This window comes from Xenorhabdus entomophaga, from assembly GCF_037996725.1.
Lineage (GTDB): Bacteria > Pseudomonadota > Gammaproteobacteria > Enterobacterales > Enterobacteriaceae > Xenorhabdus > Xenorhabdus khoisanae.
The window spans coordinates 24,673-45,907 of sequence record NZ_JBBMXH010000028.1 but is presented as its reverse complement, the minus strand read 5'-3'; the positions used below and the strand labels follow the sequence as shown (position 1 = coordinate 45,907).

Genomic DNA, 21,235 nt, shown 5'->3' with positions numbered 1-21,235 from the left:
TATTCGCCGAAAACAACGGTTTGCGAGCATGGATATTAACTATTTGGATAAGGTATTAGTTGCAGGGTTTAAGGCGTTGGGCAAGAAGTGAACATTCACGCTCTTGCCCTGTTCGGGAGACCTATCCACCTCCGCAAAAAATTCACCTCATCCTGGATGGCGCGGGTTATCACCGTACTGATTTGGTGAAAGATATCGCTGAGATCTTCAACATTGAGTTGCATTATCTGCCACCTTACAGCCCTAATCTCAATCCTATAGAGCGATTATGGAAATATATGAATGAGCAGGTGCGTAACAATGTCTATTTTCCAGATGCAAAAACGTTCCGTGAAACCCTTCGGCATTTTTTTCATGTCACGTTGCCAGAAAAAGCCAAAGAACTGACCACCCGGCTGACTGATAACTTCCAGATTTTAAAACCCACATCTTCAAGTTAAGTACGTATATATAAACATGTTAAATGTAAATTCATCAACTTTACTGAATATTCTTTCACTCAGCGTTCCTACTCTGTCATTATATATCATCTGGTTTAATAGAAAGAATATATATGCTCATCTTGGGGTTCCTTCATTACTTATTGCATATGCCGGCCCTTTAATTTTTTACAATGAGGCGTATTCAAAATATGAAGTTTACTCTTTATATACTAAAATTAATATAATAGGAGCAATATCTTTTCTTATAGGAGCACTGATTGCAAAAAAAACCCCCATTATTAATTTACCTTTGACCCCCTTTTACAATATCCAAAGAAGCTATTTAAATGTAAAAGATAATATAAAAAAAAGGACATTTTTTATATTATTATTTTCGTGTTTTTTAGTGGCAATTAGCTATATTGCGATGGGATTCACTCCCATGTTCTCAAGCGATCCACTTGCAGCAAAGTTCTTTCGTGGAGACTATCAAGAGACATATCAACGAGTTGCTGTTTTTTTCAGAACAGGAATGTCAATAATTCCTATTTTTTTACCATTAGCTATCTTGCTAATTAAAGAAAAATTTAGTTATAGGCTATTGTTCGTTGTCCTATTTGGATTCATATGTATTGCTCTAAGTTTACAACGTGGCCTGATTGGTTTCTCTATCCTAATCCCAGCATTGATTTATTTTTCCTATAAAACTCGATTTATATTTCTTTTAGTATTTTTTATGTATATTTTTATCTACGTATTTGGGGCAGCTCTATGGTGGTTATTAGGTTTTGCTTACAGTAATGTCGACAGTTTCTTAGAAGGAGCAATGGCAGGCTCACCAGATGTACCAGATCAATTAAGTTTTCTATCAAGATTTATTTTAGATCATTCATTTACCTATGGAAGAACATTTATTGGTGGTCTAATCCCATTTGGATATGAATGGAATCCGTCGGTATACACTTTAAAAGTATTAAATGGTGTAGATGACATATCCGAAATCATCTCAGGTGGTTTAAGATTACCAGTATATATGTGGGGCTATGTAAGTTTCTCTTGGCCAGGAGTTATAGGTGTTTCCTTCATTTCCGGTTATTTAACTACTCACATGATTTTATTTATAAAAAAAAGCAGCTCACTGGCCATTCCACTTTTCACTCTTAACTATATTTATGCTACAACCATTCTTCTTTTTATAGTTAATTTTTACAACATGTCAATCTATTCCATCCCAAATCTATTCTTTGTTTTTATCTTTTATTATTTTGTTAATTGGAAGTTAAAGGTAAATAAAAAATTAAATTCAAATAGAGGTACATCGTGAATGTTTTTATAAATACCAGAATACTGAGCGGTAGGATAACTGGGGTTCAGCGATATCTATCCTCTATATTAGATCAAATTGACAAAGAAATTTTCACATGTATTCATCCCCAAATTTCAATGACGGGCGCTAAAGGGCATTTATGGGAGCAGCTATACCTACCACTCAATTTATCTACCTTCATGTCAAAAAATAATGTGTTATGGTCACCATCCAACACTGGTCCCTTATACACACCATGCCGTCATGTAGTTACAATTCATGATTTAGCTTCTATTGAACATCCTGAATGGACAACCCGATCATTCTCTACTTTATATAGATTTATTACTCCAAAGATAGTTAAAAATTGCGATTCTATCATTGCTGTATCAGCATATACCAAAAATAGATTAATAGATTTTTATAATATTCCAAGCAGTAAAATACATGTTATTCACAATGGTATAGATGAACGATTTTCGGTAATTGAAGACAAATCAAAATTATCTTATATATATGAAAAATACTCATTACCTGAAGGTAAATTAATTTTGACGGTTAGTTCAATAGAACCAAGGAAAAATATCTATCGTTTGTTATCAGCCTGGGAAAAAATATCATCTAGCTTAAATGACACACATCTTATTATCGCAGGATCAAAAAATGATAGAATTTTCAAAGATGCCGGAATATCAAATATTCCTGATCGAGTTCATTTTACAGGATATATAGATGATATAGATCTTGTGAATTTATATAACTGTGCCACTGCATTTATTTATGTTCCTCTTTATGAAGGATTTGGTTTACCCCCATTAGAAGCAATGGCGTGTGGATTGCCTGTTATAACAAGTAATGTTGCTTCATTACCTGAAGTAGTTGGCACTGCAGCTATTCTTGTAGACCCTTTCAATACAAATGATATTGCTAGTGCAATGATTGAAATAATTCAAAATAACAAACTCTCCAAAGATCTTTCGCAAATGTCTATTGCTCGTGCAACAAAATTCTCATGGAACAAAACTGCAAGAGAAACATACAATTTACTGATTAATGTCTGAGTATTATATGAAAATATCATTAATTCATGAATGGCTAGTTAGTTATGCAGGTTCTGAGCAGGTATCCGCGAGGATATTACGTTTATATCCTCAAGCCACCCTTTTCTCTCTAGTCGATTTTTTGACAAATGAGCAAAGAATACACTTTGGAAATAAAATAGCCATCACCTCATTTGTACAAAAATTACCAAAAGCGAATAAATTTTACCAAAAATATTTACCATTAATGCCTTTAGCAGTAGAGCAATTTGATGTTAGTAATTCCAATATAGTTATTTCAAGTTCCCATGCAGTAGCTAAAGGTGTCTTAACAGGCCCAGATCAATTACATATTAGCTATGTCCATTCCCCAATGCGTTATGCATGGGATTTACAGCACCAGTACCTAAGAGAATCAGGGTTAAATAAAGGTTTCAAAGGCTGGATCGCCAAATGGCTGTTACATAAATTACGGCTATGGGATTACCGCACAGCTAATGGAGTTGATTATTTTATTGCCAACTCTCATTTTATCGCCAGACGAATCAAAAAAGTTTATGGTCGGGATGCAGCAGTTATCTACCCACCAGTCGCCGTAGATGATTTTCCTTGTGTTGAACAAAAAGAAGATTTCTATTTCACTGCTTCACGCATGGTTCCCTATAAAAAGATGGATCTGATCGTTGAAGCCTTCACTCAAATGCCGGACAAAAAACTGGTTGTGATAGGCGATGGCAGTGAATATAAACGCATTGCTACACTAGCTGATGGGCATTCCAATATTACTTTATTAGGTTACCAGCCGTTTGAAGAACTCAAATCTCATATGCAGCGGGCGAAAGCCTTTGTGTTTGCTGCTGAAGAAGACTTTGGTATCACTCCTGTTGAGGCGCAAGCCTGTGGAACCCCTGTCATTGCTTTTGGTAAAGGTGGTGCTATCGAAACAGTTCGTCCATTAGGAAATAATAAGCCGACGGGATTGTTTTTCGAAGAACAGGGTGTGGAATCACTCTGCTCAGCAGTGGAACATTTCGAACGTAATATTAGTCAGTTTCACCCTCAATTTTGCCGTGAAAATGCTGAGCGTTTTTCAGAAGCAAGATTTGCTCGGGAGTTTGCTTCCTTTGTCGAAGATAAATGGCAGGAGTTTCAGGCAAAAAAGCAAATTCATTATTAATTAATTGAGATATTTTTATGAATTCAGTTGTTCCCGTCATCATGGCTGGTGGTTCCGGCAGTCGGTTATGGCCTCTTTCCCGCGAGTTATACCCAAAACAATTTCTTAAACTCGATGGTGAATTCACTATGTTGCAGACAACTGTGCAACGTTTGAATGAACTATCAACAGAATCACCTTTAGTTATTTGTAACGAAGAACATCGTTTTTTAGTCGCCGAACAACTACGACACCTAGGCAAACTAGGGCACAACATTATCCTCGAACCAACTGGACGTAATACAGCTCCAGCAATTGCCTTAGCTGCGCTTACCGCTATTCAAACAGTTGAAGATGGGGAAGACCCTCTATTATTAGTACTGGCAGCGGATCATGTGATACGAGATGAGAAAGTGTTTACTGATGTGGTACGGCAAGCAATCCCCCATGCCAATGCTGGCAAACTCGTTACTTTCGGCATAGTTCCTACCCATGCAGAAACTGGATATGGCTATATTCAGCGTGGAACCGAATATAAGGGTGCCTTTACAGTAGCACAATTTGTTGAAAAACCAGATACTGTTACTGCAGAACAGTATTTACAAAGTGGTGAATATTACTGGAACAGTGGCATGTTTCTGTTTCGCGCCAGTCGCTTTCTGCAAGAACTTAAAACGTTCCGACCCGATATTTATTCAGCTTGTGTTGCTGCTGTAGGAACTGTTAATCCTGATCTCGATTTTGTCCGGGTAGATAAGTCAGCATTTCTTGCCTGTCCAAGTGAATCAATTGATTATGCAGTGATGGAAAAAACAACTGATGCAGTTGTCGTTCCTCTGTCGGCTGGCTGGTCTGATGTCGGTTCATGGTCTTCTTTGTGGGATATATCGGAAAAAGACGACAATGGTAATGTATTTAGAGGTGATGTCCTACAGTACAACAGCAACGGTAATTATGTCTATTCTGAAAACAGCCTTATCAGTCTCGTCGGTGTAAAAAATCTGGTTGTAGTTCAAACCAAAGATGCTGTGCTGGTTGTAGATCAAACTCAGGTTCAAGATGTCAAAAAGATTGTCGAAAGTCTGAAACGATCTGGTCGCTCAGAACATCGTTTGCATCGGGAAATTTATCGCCCCTGGGGAAAATACGATTCCATAGATAAAGGGAAATGTTATCAAGTTAAGCGAATTACCGTAAGACCAGGTGAAAGTTTATCTACCCAAATGCATCACCACCGTGCTGAACATTGGATTGTTGTGGCAGGAACAGCGCGGGTAACTCAAGGAAATAACTCCTATTTGGTTACCGAGAATGAATCTACCTATATACCAGTAGGTGTTGTCCATACATTGGAAAATCCAGGTAAGGTTCCACTGGAGGTAATAGAAATCCAATCAGGCACTTACCTTGGAAATGATGATATTGTTCGTCTCAATGATCGTTATGGCAGAGTGGAAATAGAAAAAAATGAATAATAAGAAACTAAATAGCCGAGAAGTTATTGCTGGTAGTGGTATCACCTTTGGTACTAGTGGTGCCCGTGGCTTGGTCATTGATTTCACTCCAGATGTATGCTCAGCTTTTATCCATGCTTTTGTATCAGTGATGCAGAAACAATATGACGTTTCACAAATTGCATTAGCTATCGATAACCGACCTAGTAGCCCTGATATGGCAATGGCTTGTGCAACAGCCCTTCATCAGATAGGGATTGAGCCCATTTATTATGGTGTAGTACCTACGCCAGCACTTGCCTATCAGGCGATGCAAGATGGCATGCCATGTATCATGATTACTGGAAGCCATATTCCCTTTGACCGTAATGGCCTCAAATTTTATCGGCCCGATGGGGAAATTTCCAAGGCAGATGAAGAAGCTATCTTATCCGCCGAGGTTACTTTTGAACCCCTGACTGAGATGACACAACTAACTATTTTATCAGATGCCGCGGAAGCCTATATAAATCGTTATCGTTCTCTGTTTTCCGATGACTTACTGGCAGGAAAACGTATTGGCATCTACGAACATTCCAGTGCTGGGCGTGATCTTTATCCTCTTCTCTTCAGCTCATTAGGCGCTGAAGTCATTTCACTTGAGCGTACTGACGAATTCGTTCCTATCGATACGGAAGCTGTTGCGGAAGAAGATAGAGTTAAAGCCAAAAATTGGTCTAATGCATTTAACCTAGACTGTATTTTTTCAACCGATGGTGACGGGGATCGTCCTTTGCTGGCAGATGAACATGGGGAATGGTTGAGGGGTGACATAGTAGGATTATTGTGTGCTGATGCTTTAGGGATAGAAGCTTTGGCAATCCCGGTGAACTGCAATAGTGCCGTACAAAACTGTGGTCATTTTTCCAATGTTACCTTAACTAAAATTGGTTCTCCCTACGTGATTGCCGAATTTAAATCACTTTCAAACCAATTTAAACGTATTGCTGGTTTTGAAGCTAATGGCGGTTTCTTGCTCGGCAGTAATATTAATGTAGCAGACAGAATATTAGCAGCCCTTCCCACCCGCGATGCGCTTTTACCAGTACTTATGATATTAAGTGTAAGCAAAGATAAGGGAATCTCTTCACTAGTAAACGCCCTTCCTCCACGTTATACGTATTCTGACAGACTTAAAGAGTTTCCTACAACATTGAGTCAGACCATTTTAAATGAGGGGATTCAAGCCCCAGAAAAATTACTGGCTTTACTGGGATTCGATGATTGTCAAATTATTCATACCGACCTTACTGATGGTTTAAGAATGACCCTTGATAACAATATTATCGTCCATCTACGCCCATCAGGTAATGCACCAGAACTACGTTGCTACTCTGAAGCTGACACTTTATGTAAAGCAAAAGAGGTTGTCACAACCTGCCTAAGTGCACTCGCAACTCAAAGATAATTATATCATACACGGCAGAGAACTTAGTTCGGCACTCTGCCGAATACCATTTTGAATTTAGGTAAATATAGGTAAATATACTATATGGCTTCAACAGAAATGCTCCGGGACTCAAACAGCAATCAATCCGGATATGAAAACTATTCAGCGTCTGTTAACCGTTTCTCTTTGATGGCAAGCGATTTTCTGGCTATGGCAGGTGCATTTGTTCTTTCATGGTGGATTGAAAGTAATCGCACTGATGTTCCATTTTCCCTCGTCTTTAAAAGCGGATCAGATATCGCCAGAGCTTGGAGTTTTCTGACTATAGCCGTAATTATGCTTCTCTGGTCTTGGGGCCATTTACGACATTATACTTATCGTAAGCCATTCTGGAATGAACTGAAAGAAACCTTATTGATGCTCATTGGACTAGCTGTCGCCGATTTAGCAATAGTAGCTATTTCTAAATGGAATTTCTCTCGACATCAGTGGACTATGTTTTGGTTGATTATTATGTTTATTCTGCCATTTTGTCGGTGGTTGACTAAGCTATTATTAATTAAGTTGAAATATTGGAATATGCCGACAATTATCATCGGTAGTGGGAATAATGCTCGTGATGCTTATTTGGCTATTTGCAGCGAGCGGTTACTTGGTTTTGGAGTTATAGGTTTTGTTGCACCAGATAATAATTGTGCAATTAGCCCAGAGAAAACTCTCCCATTTTTTCATCTCACTCCTGAACAATTACTTGGAAAATTCCACCAGCACAAGATCTTTATAGCCCTTGAATATGAGCAGAATCAGTTGCAAGACGAATGGTTACGCTATCTCTCCGCTCATAATATTCGTAATGTATCGGTGATCCCAACATTACGTGGTGTTCCACTCTATGGCACAGATATGTCTCACTTTTTTAGTCATGAACTATTGATGCTGAGGGTGAAAAATAAACTCGCTAAAAGATCATCAAGTATTCTTAAACGCAGTTTCGATATTGTCGTTTCTTCACTTTTGTTGATACTTCTTTCCCCTCTGTTCTTTTTTATTGGTTGGAAAGTTTCTCGTGATGGAGCATCTCCTTTCTACGGCCATGAACGTATAGGACAAGGAGGACGCAAGTTTAAGTGCTTAAAGTTTCGTTCTATGATTATCAACTCCAAAGAAATACTGGAAAATCTACTTAAAACAGATAAAAATGCTATGGAGGAATGGAAAAAGGACTTCAAACTCAAGAATGATCCGAGAATCACACCTATTGGTCATTTTCTACGTAAAACCAGTCTTGATGAACTTCCACAACTCATTAATGTGTTAAAAGGAGAGATGAGTCTTGTTGGTCCAAGACCTATTGTTGAAGAAGAACTAGAACGTTACGGAGATGATAAATCATATTATCTCATGGCTAAACCGGGTATGACGGGGTTATGGCAGGTGAGTGGACGTAACGATGTTGACTATGCAACGCGTGTATATCTTGATAGCTGGTATGTAAAAAACTGGACGCTCTGGAACGATATCGCTATTTTGTTTAAAACAGTCAATGTAGTACTGAAACGAGATGGTGCTTATTAATCTTTAGGTAAAAAATATTTTCGGTTGCAATAATATTTTTTATGTTTTTAATCCAATTCTAGTTAATGATACCTATTCATTCGGTAGCCATTGGAATGATAAAAAAATCAAACCATGCTAAACATCGTCCTATTCGAACCAGAAATTCCGCCTAACACGGGTAATATCATCCGCCTGTGTGCCAACACAGGCTGCCAACTTCATCTCATTCAACCATTGGGTTTCACATGGGACGACAAACGCCTGCGTCGTGCAGGGTTGGATTATCACGAGTTTGCTAATATCAAACAACACCACGATTACAACGCATTCCTGGAAAGTGAAGGACTCAGTTCAGTCAATTCACAGTCCCCTTCAGTAGCACGTCTGTTTGCCTTAACGACAAAAGGCACTCCAGCGCACAGTAATGTGAGTTATTGTGATGGTGATTATCTGATGTTTGGCCCGGAAACTCGTGGCTTACCATCTTATGTATTAGATAACATGCCCTCAGAACAGAAAATCAGAATACCCATGCTATCAGATAGCCGTAGTATGAATCTGTCCAATTCTGTTGCTGTGGTTGTGTTTGAAGCATGGCGGCAACTGGGTTATCCGGGTGCGTTATTGCGGGATTAATACATAACATTCAGCGCCTAACCCGCGCTGAATGTTCTACTTATCACTCATAAGAAAAGAATGGTACTTTAAATCCCATCCCCGTTCTCAAATCCATTATTAATGCCATTAAAGAGCTGGTTCATATCCAGTGATGGCTTATCACTTTCCGGTTTCCCGACAATCCGTGCCGGTACGCCAGCCACTGTGGTATGAGGTGGAACTGGTCTTAATACAACAGATCCTGCCCCGATTTTTGCGCCGCGACCAATCTCGATATTTCCGAGGATTTTGGAACCCGCGCCAATCATCACCCCTTCACGTACTTTCGGATGACGATCTCCTCCCGCTTTGCCCGTACCACCAAGGGTTACCGATTGCAGAATGGATACATCATTTTCAACAACCGCCGTCTCACCAATCACAATGCCAGTTGCATGGTCAAGCATGATGCCACAGCCAATTTTCGCGGCAGGATGGATGTCTACACCAAATGAAACTGAGATCTGGTTTTGCAGGTAGATTGCCAATGCGTTGCGATCTTGTTTCCACAACCAATGTGCAATACGGTAGGCCTGTAGTGCATGAAAGCCCTTAAGGTAGAGTAATGGAGTGGAGTATTTGTCTACCGCTGGGTCACGTAACCGGACAGCTTTGATATCACTTGCTGCCGATTCGATCATTTTGGGGTCACTGCGATATGCACTTTCAACGACTTCTCTGACTTCAATGGGAGGCATAATCGGAGTTGCCAACTTATTTGCCAGCATGTAGCTCAGGGCACTACCAAGATTTTCATGCTTGAGTAGTGTCGCGTGAAAAAAACTGGCTAACATAGGTTCACAGTCTGCCAGCGCTTTTGCCTCATTTTTTATATTTTTCCAGACTTCGATCAGTTCTTCTCGCGACATATCAGTCGTTCCTATCTCACTTAAGAATGAGAGCTTTCTCCCTCATCTCTTGTAGCTCTCCCCAATAATGCCTGAGCAGCTTCAATCACATTTTTATTGCAGTACAGTATCTGGTAAATCTGCTCTGTAATAGGCATTTCAACCCCTACTCTTTCCGCCAGTGCACGAACTTCTTTGGTATTACGATATCCTTCAACCACTTGCCCAATCTCGTGTTGAGCATCATCAACATTGATCCCCTGCCCCAGCATCATGCCAAAACGACGGTTACGAGATTGGTTGTCAGTACAGGTCAGAACTAAGTCACCTAATCCAGCCATTCCCATGAATGTAGATGGATCGGCACCCAATGCCACACCGAGACGACTCATCTCCGCCAATCCGCGGGTAATCAACGCCGTGCGGGCATTCGCCCCGAATCCCATACCATCAGAGATACCTGCGCCAATTGCAATAACATTTTTTATTGCCCCCCCGAGTTGAACTCCAATGAAATCAGGGTTTTTGTATACCCGGAAGCTTTTGCCACAATGGAAAAACTGCTGGAGTTCTTCACCAAATTCAGGGGTTGTAGCAGAGACTGCAATCGCGGTTGGTAAACCTGCCGCCAGTTCTTTTGCGAATGTCGGGCCAGAGACGACTGCCAAGGGGATTTCATTGCCTAATATCTCACGAGCCACATCTTGTAATAAGCGCCCTGTTTCAGCTTCAAGACCCTTGGTTGCCCAAACAATACGACTATCATGTTGCAAATGTGGTTTTATCTGCTGTAATACATCGCCGAAAACGTGGCTGGGAACCACTATCAGGATGTTCCGGCTGGCTGACACCGCGCTTTTCAGATCAGCTTCAAGCAGTAAGCTATCAGGGAAAGAAACATCCGGCAAAAATGCCTGATTACAACGCACTTGTTGCAAGGCATGAACGTGCTCAGGATTATGTCCCCAAAGCACAACCTCATGCCCATTACGAGCCAAAGTAATGGCTAAAGCGGTGCCGTATGAACCGGCACCGATCACTGTCATAGAAGCAGTATTCATTAGGCTTCCTGTTCAGCCTCATTAGGCTGAGATTCAGCCTGCTGTTGCAGGTAGTTCATGAACAAAGCATCAAAGTTAACTGGAGCCAGGTTCAGTTGTGGGAAAGTACCACGCCCGACCAAGCTAGTGATGCATTCACGAGCATATGGGAACAGAATGTTCGGGCAATATGCACCTAAGCAATGGGCCAGTTGGGTTCCTTCGATACCATCAATAGAGAAAATACCTGCTTGCTGAACTTCACACAGAAATGCGGTTTCTTCTCCTAATGTCGCCGTAACGGTGACACGCAGAACAACTTCATAGACTCCCTGAACCAATTCACTGGAAGCAGTATCCAGATCCAATTTGACTTCCGGTTGCCATTCCTGTTGGAAAATCTGAGGCGCTTTTGGTGCTTCGAAAGAAACATCTTTCGTGTAAATACGCTGGATCTGGAAAGCCATTTCTGTGTTGTTTTGTTCTGACATAATAATATTTACCTTTTTCAGACGTCCTTATTAAACCTTCGATAATGCAAGCATTCTGCTTGCATCTAAGCCCGTTATCTCTTGCCTCGGGCCAATGGCAGATTTTCACCCGCCCACCCAGCGATCCCCTCTTTCAGGGAATAGACCTGCTCAAAACCGGAGCGACTCAAGTTCTCCGCCGGAGTTCTGGATTCCAATCCATTTGCTGAAACAACAATGACAGGCTGTTTTTTATGTTTATCCAACTCACCCAGATTATTATCTTTAATCTCAGATGGCGTCAGGTTAACGGAACCAATAATATGCCCTCTGCGGAAATCGTCACGGGAGCGTAAATCCACGACGATTGCATCTTCCTTATTGATAAAATGAATAGCTTGCGCACGGGTGATCTCTTTACTCTTGGAGAACACGCTTTTTGCCGTCATGACGATGACAGCCACCAGCAATGCAATCCAAACAAGACTCAGGATCGTGTTCCGGCTAATAAATTGCATGATTTCTTGCAGCATGGAGGGCAACAACTCCCGTTAGTTAATAACAAATATCTAAGGTAACAGAGTATACCTGTGTGTTGCGTCAATTACAGCCAATTAGCACTAACGCCATGCACATTTGTGCAGATTTTGCGGAGAGTTTCGAGAAAAATTAAAAAATACACCGAGAAGCACGCAATTGTAATGCATCATTAAAATCTTTCATGTCACATTGAGCTGGGGCAGGATCTTCGACAATATATGAACTAAATTAACTAAAACTAATATTGACGATAAAAAACAGGCTGTTCTCTGGTCAGGGGCAATTCCTCATGAAATAATCGGGCACTATATAGCAGAAAAAAAGATAGCAGAAAGATATAGCAGCAGGGTACTCAATAAGATGGCTGAAAATAAGGACCTAAAGCGCCGTGTAAATCGGCAGAAGCAATATCAGTGGCAAAAGAAAACCAGAGGGTTATCGCTCTGTGCCTTGTTGTTCGCCTTTTTCAGCCTCAGTACAAGTGCTTTCGCCAACCAGATCTCAGAGAATAAAAATCAGCTCAAAGATATTCAGCAGGATATTGCCGAGAAAGAAAAAAGTGTAAAACAACAGCAAAAACAACGCACTGACCTCGTTAATCAATTGAAAGAACAAGAAAGCACGATCTCAGAAGTAGGCCGCTCTCTACACGGTACACAGACTCGCCTGAATAAACTGGGAAACGAACTCTCATCACTAAATACAAATATCAAACGGCTGCAAACGCAACAAAAAGAACAACGTAAATTACTTGCCAGTCAATTGAATGCCGCATTTCGGCAAGGAAATCACCAAGGTTTAGAGTTGTTGCTCAATGGTGAAGAAACTCAACGTAAAGAACGTATTCTTGCTTATTACAGTTACTTGAATCAGGCACGCCAGGAAACTATCTCCAAACTGCAAAAAACAACAGAAGAACTTAACCAGCAAAAAAAATTACAACTGGAAAAGCAAAGCGAACAAAAAGTAATACTGAACAGTCAGAAGCAACAGAAACAAAAAATGGAAGTTGCCCGTTCTGCACGACAAAACACGTTAACAGTGCTCGAATCTTCATTGAAAAAAGATCAACAGAGTCTGACGGAGCTTAAGCAAAATGAAACCAGCTTGAGGAATAAAATTGCCAAAGCTGAACGAGAAGCCAAAGCCCGTGCTGAACGTGAGGCCCGTGAGGCTGCTCGTGTTCGTGCCCAAGTTGCCGCTAAGCAAAAGCAGGCTCAGAAAAAAGGCTCCAGCTACAAACCGACAGAAGATGAACGCGCTCTTATGGCCCGGACAGGAGGGCTTGGGCGTCCTGCAGGGCAAGCAATCTGGCCTGTACGCGGCAGTGTCATCCATAGTTTTGGTGAAGCAATACAGGGTGAACTGCGCTGGAAAGGCATTGTTATCGCCGCCGCAGAAGGCACAGAAGTGAGAGCCATTTCAGATGGGCGCGTATTACTGGCAGACTGGTTACAAGGCTATGGTTTGGTTGTCGTCATTGAACACGGTAAAGGTGACATGAGCATTTACGGTTACAACCAAAGCACACTAGTCAAAGTTGGGCAGCAAGTTAGGGCTGGCCAGCCAATCGCACTGGTCGGCAGCAGCGGCGGGCAAAAGCAACCTTCACTGTACTTTGAAATTCGTCGTCAAGGGCGAGCTGTTAATCCATTACCGTGGTTAGGCAGATAGGATAAAAAAAAACATAGGATGAACATACTAATGATGAAAATGCAGTATCTATTAATAAAACATGTTAGTTCACTAACCCTGTTATTTTGGATACTGCTATTCGTCATATCATTGACGTTTACCTTGAATGCCCACGCTGCACGCTTAGCCATTGTGATTGATGATGTTGGCTACCGTGTTAACGAGGAAAACAAGATATTACAAATGCCCGTTGCGATTTCTATCGCAATACTACCCAATTCTCCACACGGCAGGAAAATGGCAGAAAAAGCCCATCAACAAGGGCGGGAAGTGTTGATCCACCTGCCGATGGCACCACTAAGCAAACAGCCTTTGGAAAAAAACACCCTGCATCCGGCCATGAGTCAGGAAGAAATCGGTCGTATTATTCAGGATGCGATACAGAAAGTTCCCCATGCTGTTGGTATGAATAATCATATGGGTAGCGCAATGACATCCAATCTCAGTGGCATGGAAAAAGTGATGCAAATATTATCCCGTCACCATCTCTACTTTCTGGATAGTGTCACGATTGGGAATACACAAGTCACTAAAGCAGCGATAGGAACATCTGTTCCAGTCATCCGCCGAAATGTTTTTTTGGATAATGTTCAAACCGAAGCTGAAACAAAACACCAACTCAACCGGGCAATTGCCCTTGCCCGTAGACAAGGTTTTGCTATTGCCATTGGGCATCCGCATCCAACAACTGTACGCGCCTTACAGCAAACCCTCGCAACATTACCCAGTGATATTGAGTTGGTAACACCCAGTATGTTACTAAGCCACAGACCTACAAATAAGAACAACCAACAAATAGCACGCAAGTACAAGCCTCGCGAACCAGAGCCAGCCCCGGTAACTCAGTTGGCTTATATCAAGATGATAGGAAAAGAATTAGCTAACAATATCGTCATCAATACCTTAAATCAGCACATTCAGAAACTCTTGGGTAATGCCCCAAAACAAGAAACTTCCGATCTCTTAGATAAAGCAGAAAACGATAAAGTAGAAAGAAACCAAACAAAGAAAAACAAAGCAGCAGACAAGATAAAATCACAACAAAGAAATGTTCACACAGGCGTCCATAGAGCAAGGGACGCCTGTTCTAACCTTTAACTTCTTTTTAGGTAGTTAAAATTTTTAATCCCAATTTAGGATAACTTTGCCAGATTGCCCTGACCGCATGATATCAAAGCCTTTCTGGTAATCATCAATCGAGAATTGATGGGTAATAATTGGAGTCAGATCTAAGCCAGATTGGATCAACGCTGCCATTTTATACCATGTTTCGAACATCTCACGTCCGTAGATGCCTTTGATAAACAGCCCCTTAAAGATGACCTGATTCCAATCTATCGCCATGTCTGAAGGTGGAATACCCAATAGTGCAATGCGTCCACCATGATTCATGGTATTAAGCAAAGTACGAAACGCAGGTGGTGCGCCGGACATTTCCAGCCCAACATCAAAACCTTCCGTCATTCCCAGCTCTGCCATCACATCGGTCAAATTTTCTTTGCTGACATTCACGGCACGGGTAACGCCCATTTTCCGAGCCAACTCAAGGCGATATTCGTTCACATCCGTAATCACGACATGACGGGCACCGACATGCTTACACACCGCCGCCGCCATAATTCCGATAGGGCCAGCACCGGATACCAATACATCTTCTCCGACCAAATCAAAAGACAGCGCCGTATGTACCGCATTACCAAAAGGATCAAAAATAGCCGCCAACTCATCCGGAATATTGTCCGGAATTTTAAAGGCGTTAAATGCCGGGATGACCAGATATTCAGCAAAAGCACCCTCACGGTTCACACCAACGCCAGTGGTATTACGGCACAAATGAGTACGGCCACCACGGCAGTTACGGCAATAACCACAAGTGATGTGCCCTTCACCGGAAACGCGATCACCAATTTTGAATCCTTTTACTTCCTGACCAATCGCAACCACTTCACCGACATATTCGTGTCCTACCACCATCGGAACGGGGATAGTTTTCTGGGACCAGTCATCCCAGTTATAGATGTGAACATCCGTACCACAAATGGCCATTTTACGGATTTTAATCATCACATCATTGTGCCCGAGCTCCGGAGTGGGCACATCCGTCATCCAAATCCCTTCTTCTGACTTTAATTTTGATAATGCTTTCATAGTGATACCTTATGCAATGACGTCCAATTGCTTACCAATACGTATAAACGCCGCCACCACTTGCTCAATTTGTTTCTCAGTATGGGCTGCTGAAATCTGGGTTCGAATACGCGCTTGGCCTTTAGGAACAACCGGATAGAAGAATCCAATCACATAGATACCTTCTTTCAGCAATTCAGCCGCAAATTCTTGTGCTAATTTCGCATCACCCAGCATGACAGGGATAATCGCATGATCTGCTCCCGCTAAAGTGAAACCTGCGGCAATCATTTTCTCACGGAACAGATTCGCATTTCTCCAGAGACGCTCACGCAGGTCATCTCCATTTTCCAACATATCCAGCACCTTGATAGATGCAGAAACAATGGCAGGAGCCAGTGAGTTGGAGAACAGATAAGGACGTGAACGCTGACGCAGCCACTCAATAACTTCTTTACGTGCAGCAGTGTAACCACCAGACGCGCCGCCCAGAGCCTTACCCAGCGTACCAGTGATAATATCGACACGCCCCATGACATCACAATATTCATGTGTGCCACGGCCATTTTTACCAACAAAACCAACCGCATGTGAATCATCCACCATGACCAATGCACCAAATTCATCAGCCAGATCACAGATGGATTTCAAATCAGCAATCACTCCGTCCATTGAAAAGACGCCATCTGTTGCGATCAGAATATTTTGTGCACCTTCGGCCTTCGCTTTCTCCAACTGCGCTCTTAATTCCTGCATGTCATTATTGGCATAGCGGTAACGTTTCGCTTTGCATAAACGGATACCATCAATGATGGAGGCGTGGTTCAAAGCATCAGAAATAATGGCATCTTCCGGCCCAAACAGCGTTTCAAACAGGCCGCCGTTTGCATCAAAACACGAAGAGTACAGAATGGCATCTTCCATACCCAAAAATTCAGCTATCTTATTTTCTAATTCTTTATGGGAGTCTTGCGTACCACAAATAAAACGAACGGATGCCATACCAAAACCATGGCTATCCATTCCTGCTTTTGCAGCAGCGATCAGGTCAGGGTGATTAGCCAAACCTAAGTAGTTGTTGGCACAAAAATTAATGACTTGGTTGCCTTCTGCGACAGCAATATTGGCATCCTGGGAAGATGTGATAATACGTTCAGTTTTAAATAGACCTTCAGAGCGGGTTTGTTCCAATTGCTCATTAATTTGCTGGTAAAATGACGCTGACATTTTTCTCTCCTGAGTACCTAAGTAAGTGGAAGGCTTGGCGTATTTTACTGATAGATGCCGCCAGTGACGACACACCAAGAAAGATAATATCAACTTTGTAAAGCCGATCACGGCCTGAAGCCTGTTCTGAGACAATATTTCAGGATATTCCCCTGTTTAACCTACTGTCGTTAGTAGGGTTAAGTGTTATTATACGCTCCAAAGATATACCCAACTGACTATTTAGAGGTGAGCCAAATGATTATTGTCACTGGTGGCGCAGGGTTTATTGGCAGCAATATTGTCAAGGCACTGAATGACGAAGGCTATAAGGATATTCTTGTTGTTGATAACCTGAAAGACGGCACAAAGTTCGTCAATTTAGTTGATTTGGATATCACCGATTATATCGATAAGGAAGATTTCATTGCCAGCATCGTTGCCGGTGATGATTTAGGTGATATTGATGCCATTTTCCATGAAGGTGCATGCTCATCCACAACGGAATGGGATGGTAAGTATATGATGGACAATAATTATCAATATTCCAAAGATATATTGCATTATTGCCTTGAGCGCCAAATCCCGTTCCTGTATGCCTCTTCTGCCGCAACTTACGGTGGCCGCAGTGATAATTTTATTGAAGAGCGTCAATACGAAAAACCTCTCAATGTTTATGGTTACTCCAAGTTCCTTTTTGATCAATATGTTCGCGATATTTTGCCTCATGCAGACTCCCAGATTTGTGGATTCCGTTATTTCAACGTCTATGGGCCGCGCGAAGGGCATAAAGGCAGCATGGCCAGTGTCGCCTATCATTTAAATGATCAGATCCACCAAGGGCAAAATCCGAAATTATTTGCCGGTAGCGAGAATTTCCGTCGCGATTTTATCTATGTCGGCGATGTTGCCGCAGTCAATCTATGGTTCTGGAAAAACAATGTATCCGGCATTTTTAACTGCGGAACAGGTCGTGCTGAATCTTTCCAGGCTGTTGCTAATGCCGTTACTGAATTCCATACAGAAAAATCTCCAGTTGTGGAATACATCGATTTCCCGGAAAAATTAAAAGGTCGCTACCAGAGTTTTACTCAGGCAGATCTGACAAAACTTCGTGCCGCTGGCTATAACAAACCCTTCAAAACTGTTGCCGAAGGTGTCGCTGAATATATGCAATGGCTCAATCAGGATAATTAATCGACGCCTATGAAGATACTGGTGATCGGCCCATCATGGGTGGGTGACATGATGATGTCACAAAGCCTCTACCGTACTTTGAAGTCTTTGTACCCGAATGCAGAAATTGATGTGATGGCACCGGCATGGTGCCGCCCATTACTGGCAAAAATGCCAGAAGTGAATCAAGCACTAGCCATGCCGCTTGGTCATGGTGCACTTGCCTTGGGTGAGCGTCGCCGCCTCGGAATCGCATTGCGTGAAAATAAATATGATCGCGCCTATGTGTTACCCAACTCATTCAAATCTGCACTCGTGCCTTTCTTCGCCAATATCCCGCTGCGTACAGGCTGGCGTGGTGAAATGCGTTATGGGCTGCTGAATGATATCCGAGTCCTGAATAAAAGTGCTTTTCCTCTCATGGTTCAGCGCTATGTTGCTCTCGCGTATGAAGGGAAAAACATACATAGCGCCGATGACATTCCACAGCCTCTCTTGTGGCCGCTGTTAGCCGTCAATGACGAAGATATTGCAGAATCGACCTCAGCTTTTAATATTGCCGATCACCGCCCTATTATTGGCTTCTGCCCGGGTGCTGAATTCGGTCCGGCTAAACGCTGGCCGCATTATCACTATGCCGCACTTGCCCAGCAATTAATCACCCAAAAAGGCTATCAGATTCTGCTGCTTGGTTCCGCCAAAGATCACGCAGCGGGTGAAGATATTCGAACTCTTTTAAGTGATGATGCCCGCGAAGATTGCCTCAATCTGGCAGGAAAAACGTCACTTGAGCAAGCAGTCAATATCATCGCAGCTTGTGATGCCATCGTGACAAACGATTCAGGTCTGATGCACGTTACAGCCGCTTTAAATCGTCCTTTGGTGGCGCTATATGGCCCAAGCAGCCCTGATTTTACGCCCCCCCTTTCAGACAAGGCTGAAGTAATCCGTCTGATTACGGGCTATCATAAAATCAGAAAAGGTGACAGCGATGGCGGTTATCATCAAAGTTTGATTGATATTCAACCTGAAAGGGTTTTAGCTTCATTAGAGAAACTGCTACAGGTGGAGAGTCAGCGTTAATGCGTGTTTTACTGGTAAAAACGTCTTCAATGGGCGATGTATTACATTCTCTGCCAGCATTAACCGATGCTAAAAAACATTTTCCTGACATTCAATTTGATTGGGTGGTGGAAGAAGGATTTGCTCAAATTCCAACCTGGCACAGTGCAGTCGAAAATGTTATTCCCGTCGCGATTCGCCGTTGGCGGAAAAATTGGTTCAGAAAAGATATTCGTGAAGAGCGAACGCTATTCCGAAAACAACTACAACAGCACCAATATGACGCCATTATTGATGCCCAAGGGCTGTTAAAAAGCGCTTTTTTGGTGACTCGGTTAGCTCATGGTCCAAAGCATGGCTACGACAAAAAAAGCATCCGCGAACCCATCGCCAGCTTCTTCTACGATCATCATCATGCCGTTAGTAAGCAACAACATGCAGTTGAGCGCATTCGGGGCTTGTTTGCGGATAGTTTGGGCTATAAAAAGCCATCGGAACAAGGTGACTATGCCATTGCCCGCCATTTTCTGAATCAACAAACAGAACACCAAGGCCATTACCTCGTTTTCCTACACGCAACTACCCGCGATGAAAAACACTGGCCTGAAAATCATTGGCGACAGCTTATCGCAGAACTCCAGACAACGGGTATGCGCATCAAACTACCCTGGGGTGCAGAGCATGAGCATCAGCGGGCATTACGGTTGGCAGAAGGGTTTTCTCATGTTGAAGTACTGCCTAAACTGACACTCGCTGAAATCGCCCAGATCCTTGCTGGCGCACGAGCGATGGTTTCCGTCGATACGGGGCTGAGCCATCTGACAGCGGCGCTTGATCGGCCCAATATCACATTATTTGGGCCGACAGATCCGGGGTTGATCGGTGGATATGGTAAAGAGCAACATTCCCTGAAATCGGCAGATAATACGATGCAGAGTATTACAGCTTCGGAAGTGATGTTGCTCTTGCGGAAAGTATTAAAAAATCACTTTTCCTAGTTGTAATGTTTCACACCAACGGCTTTTATACTCAAACGTAGGATTACCCAAGGAGTAACGCATGGTTTTGCCACCCTGCTGACACAGTGCTTTTGCTTCTTGGATATTTACCCACATCAAGATACTTCCAACACTGAGATGAGCATATTCTGAATCATAGCCACCATTAATGGCATCAAAAGAGATCCATTTGGGGCTATCTGCCTTCAAGACAAAATCATAAGCACAAGGTTTGCCGTCGATCAGCAGAACATTGCCGAATATATGCTCACGAAGCTCTGTGTATATTTCAACCAGATTCTTTTTTTGTTCCTCTGAATGGATATAATTCCAACGCTTTTGGTACAGGCCGATATAGATATTCACTAATTCTTCAGCACTGAATTCACTTGAAGGACGAATTTCCCCTCCAGCTCGCTTGAATTTATTGATCTCATTACTACGATTGCGGCGTGTTTTGTAAGAAAAACTATCTTTGATGAGACAAATTTTTCGTTTGTTTAATCGAAGACTATAGCTGGCATTGATAAAGTTATTTTTATGTAATGGAGATAATCTTTTTGATTTTACTGGTAAAAATAGCTTAACGTCTGTTGCGATAGGGAAAATAATTTCATCATAGGGTAGTGGATATCTCGTTTGCATACTTTCAGTTAACTTTTTGTTATTGAAAGTAAAACAGGCCCCTTGAATTCCAGTTTCTATTTTTTTGATATAAAAGCAAAATTTTCCATCAAAATGTCTATCCAGAAAAGATATGATGTTGGGGTGTGTTGATGTACATCCTCCAAACAACTCATAGGCTTCTTTATACTGTTCAAAATCGCCGTTTTTCCATCCCGAAAGAAGCACTTTTGCAGCTTCCATAGAAAATATCTCCATAAAGGCATTCTGGTTTTATCTGTAATTAACTAAAAAAATTAGTCGAATTCTCTATTTTACATAAAAAGAATATAATGAAACACAGTTCAATTACAAATTAATAATTATGGTTATTATTTTATTACTAAACATACCATTTTTATAAATTATACAAATGAAAACTAAAATAA

At 41.9% G+C, this 21,235-nt stretch carries 19 protein-coding genes and 1 pseudogene; 13 read left to right on the top strand and 7 right to left on the bottom strand.

From position 1 onward, the window contains the following. Positions 1 to 110: 110 nt before the first annotated feature. From AAC854_RS08180 to trmL, 8 genes and pseudogenes are all read left to right on the top strand, one after another. Positions 111 to 440: pseudogene (locus AAC854_RS08180) on the top strand (transposase); the annotation flags it as partial. Between the two features lie 16 nt (positions 441 to 456). After that, complete coding sequence (locus tag AAC854_RS08175) at positions 457 to 1,746, top strand: O-antigen polymerase (RefSeq protein ID WP_340616651.1); 1,290 nt, start codon at positions 457 to 459, stop codon at positions 1,744 to 1,746. Continuing rightward, the gene (locus tag AAC854_RS08170; RefSeq protein ID WP_340616650.1) at positions 1,743 to 2,789 is read left to right on the top strand and encodes a glycosyltransferase family 4 protein; all 1,047 of its coding nucleotides are present in this window, start codon (positions 1,743 to 1,745) and stop codon (positions 2,787 to 2,789) included. The genes AAC854_RS08175 and AAC854_RS08170 overlap by 4 nt, the downstream gene beginning before the upstream one ends. A 7-nt stretch (positions 2,790 to 2,796) precedes the next feature. Then, entirely contained in the window at positions 2,797 to 3,945 is a 1,149-nt protein-coding gene (locus AAC854_RS08165; protein ID WP_340616649.1) for a glycosyltransferase family 4 protein, read from the top strand. An 11-nt stretch (positions 3,946 to 3,956) separates the two neighbouring features. Continuing rightward, on the top strand, positions 3,957 to 5,399 hold the full coding sequence (locus AAC854_RS08160; RefSeq protein ID WP_340616654.1) for a mannose-1-phosphate guanylyltransferase/mannose-6-phosphate isomerase: 1,443 nt from the start codon (positions 3,957 to 3,959) through the stop codon (positions 5,397 to 5,399). Further along, positions 5,392 to 6,825: a phosphomannomutase gene (locus tag AAC854_RS08155; protein WP_340616648.1), complete on the top strand. Its 1,434-nt coding sequence runs from the start codon at positions 5,392 to 5,394 to the stop codon at positions 6,823 to 6,825. The genes AAC854_RS08160 and AAC854_RS08155 overlap by 8 nt, the downstream gene beginning before the upstream one ends. Before the next feature lie 84 nt (positions 6,826 to 6,909). Continuing rightward, the gene (gene wbaP, locus AAC854_RS08150) at positions 6,910 to 8,382 is read left to right on the top strand and encodes an undecaprenyl-phosphate galactose phosphotransferase WbaP (protein ID WP_340616647.1); all 1,473 of its coding nucleotides are present in this window, start codon (positions 6,910 to 6,912) and stop codon (positions 8,380 to 8,382) included. Between the two features lie 114 nt (positions 8,383 to 8,496). Next, entirely contained in the window at positions 8,497 to 9,000 is a 504-nt protein-coding gene (gene trmL, locus AAC854_RS08145; protein WP_340616646.1) for a tRNA (uridine(34)/cytosine(34)/5-carboxymethylaminomethyluridine(34)-2'-O)-methyltransferase TrmL, read from the top strand. A gap of 68 nt (positions 9,001 to 9,068) precedes the next feature. Here the strand turns inward: trmL and cysE are convergent, their stop codons facing one another. From cysE to AAC854_RS08125, 4 genes are all read right to left on the bottom strand, one after another. Further along, complete coding sequence (gene cysE, locus AAC854_RS08140; RefSeq protein WP_273549555.1) at positions 9,069 to 9,890, bottom strand: serine O-acetyltransferase; 822 nt, start codon at positions 9,888 to 9,890, stop codon at positions 9,069 to 9,071. Positions 9,891 to 9,910: 20 nt separating this feature from the next. Continuing rightward, positions 9,911 to 10,930, bottom strand: coding sequence for an NAD(P)H-dependent glycerol-3-phosphate dehydrogenase (gpsA, locus tag AAC854_RS08135; protein ID WP_340616645.1), 1,020 nt, complete (start codon positions 10,928 to 10,930; stop codon positions 9,911 to 9,913). After that, positions 10,930 to 11,400: a protein-export chaperone SecB gene (gene secB / locus AAC854_RS08130; RefSeq protein ID WP_273549557.1), complete on the bottom strand. Its 471-nt coding sequence runs from the start codon at positions 11,398 to 11,400 to the stop codon at positions 10,930 to 10,932. Before secB ends, gpsA begins: the two co-directional genes overlap by 1 nt. A gap of 74 nt (positions 11,401 to 11,474) precedes the next feature. Next, positions 11,475 to 11,912 carry a rhodanese-like domain-containing protein gene (locus tag AAC854_RS08125; protein WP_340616644.1) on the bottom strand — a complete coding sequence of 146 codons (438 nt, stop codon included), beginning with the start codon at positions 11,910 to 11,912 and terminating at the stop codon, positions 11,475 to 11,477. Positions 11,913 to 12,279: 367 nt separating this feature from the next. Here AAC854_RS08125 and envC point away from each other — a divergent pair, with 367 nt between their 5' ends. Then, the gene (gene envC / locus AAC854_RS08120; protein WP_340616643.1) at positions 12,280 to 13,593 is read left to right on the top strand and encodes a murein hydrolase activator EnvC; all 1,314 of its coding nucleotides are present in this window, start codon (positions 12,280 to 12,282) and stop codon (positions 13,591 to 13,593) included. Between the two features lie 30 nt (positions 13,594 to 13,623). Continuing rightward, positions 13,624 to 14,712, top strand: coding sequence for a divergent polysaccharide deacetylase family protein (locus AAC854_RS08115; RefSeq protein ID WP_340616642.1), 1,089 nt, complete (start codon positions 13,624 to 13,626; stop codon positions 14,710 to 14,712). Between the two features lie 24 nt (positions 14,713 to 14,736). On the opposite strand, the gene tdh is transcribed toward AAC854_RS08115, so the two are convergent. Together tdh and kbl are read right to left on the bottom strand one after the other, a co-directional pair. Next, on the bottom strand, positions 14,737 to 15,762 hold the full coding sequence (gene tdh / locus AAC854_RS08110; protein WP_340616641.1) for an L-threonine 3-dehydrogenase: 1,026 nt from the start codon (positions 15,760 to 15,762) through the stop codon (positions 14,737 to 14,739). Positions 15,763 to 15,771: 9 nt separating this feature from the next. Continuing rightward, complete coding sequence (gene kbl, locus AAC854_RS08105; protein WP_340616640.1) at positions 15,772 to 16,968, bottom strand: glycine C-acetyltransferase; 1,197 nt, start codon at positions 16,966 to 16,968, stop codon at positions 15,772 to 15,774. 237 nt (positions 16,969 to 17,205) lie between these two features. Between kbl and rfaD the strand changes: the two genes are divergently transcribed. From rfaD to rfaC, 3 genes are read left to right on the top strand one after another with little or no spacing between them, the layout of a single operon-like run. After that, complete coding sequence (gene rfaD / locus AAC854_RS08100; protein WP_340616639.1) at positions 17,206 to 18,144, top strand: ADP-glyceromanno-heptose 6-epimerase; 939 nt, start codon at positions 17,206 to 17,208, stop codon at positions 18,142 to 18,144. 9 nt (positions 18,145 to 18,153) lie between these two features. Further along, the gene (gene rfaF, locus AAC854_RS08095; protein ID WP_340616638.1) at positions 18,154 to 19,206 is read left to right on the top strand and encodes an ADP-heptose--LPS heptosyltransferase RfaF; all 1,053 of its coding nucleotides are present in this window, start codon (positions 18,154 to 18,156) and stop codon (positions 19,204 to 19,206) included. Beyond that, the gene (rfaC, locus tag AAC854_RS08090; RefSeq protein WP_340616637.1) at positions 19,206 to 20,183 is read left to right on the top strand and encodes a lipopolysaccharide heptosyltransferase RfaC; all 978 of its coding nucleotides are present in this window, start codon (positions 19,206 to 19,208) and stop codon (positions 20,181 to 20,183) included. The genes rfaF and rfaC overlap by 1 nt, the downstream gene beginning before the upstream one ends. On the opposite strand, the gene AAC854_RS08085 is transcribed toward rfaC, so the two are convergent. Further along, on the bottom strand, positions 20,163 to 21,050 hold the full coding sequence (locus AAC854_RS08085) for a GNAT family N-acetyltransferase (RefSeq protein WP_340616636.1): 888 nt from the start codon (positions 21,048 to 21,050) through the stop codon (positions 20,163 to 20,165). The two genes, rfaC and AAC854_RS08085, sit on opposite strands and share 21 nt — an antisense overlap. Positions 21,051 to 21,235: the final 185 nt, after the last annotated feature.